A 301-nucleotide genomic window follows, 5' to 3' on the forward strand; every position below is an offset into this window, starting at 1 on the left:
ATAGGAGCCCAACCACAGATTCTCATCGGAATCTTCGTATATGGTCATGATTGTACCCGGTACGGAAGTCGGGTTGCCCGGTTGATGGCTTCAAGCATCCAACGACCATCAACGCGCTCAAAATAGTATTTCTTCAGATAATAAGCCAGTATCACATAACCTAAGAATCCGGAAAAATAGTATTATTTTTTAAAACTGTTCCATGTGCAGGCACAGGATAATATTGTGAAAAGCCTTGAAAGTAATGCTCCGGGAGAAGGACGGGTGACTATTCATCAGGACCCTAAAATCGGAGTTTTAA

At 42.2% G+C, this 301-nt stretch carries 2 pseudogenes; one reads left to right on the forward strand and one right to left on the reverse strand.

Annotation, left to right across the window (positions count from 1 at the left end):
• Positions 1–57: pseudogene (locus D0T87_RS25280) on the reverse strand (two-component regulator propeller domain-containing protein); the annotation flags it as partial.
• 138 nt (positions 58–195) lie between these two features.
• On the opposite strand from D0T87_RS25280, the pseudogene D0T87_RS24100 reads away from it, so the two are divergent.
• Positions 196–301: pseudogene (locus D0T87_RS24100) on the forward strand (SPOR domain-containing protein); the annotation flags it as partial.

It is taken from the genome of Bacteroides sp. 51, assembly GCF_010500965.1.
Classification (GTDB): domain Bacteria; phylum Bacteroidota; class Bacteroidia; order Bacteroidales; family Bacteroidaceae; genus Bacteroides.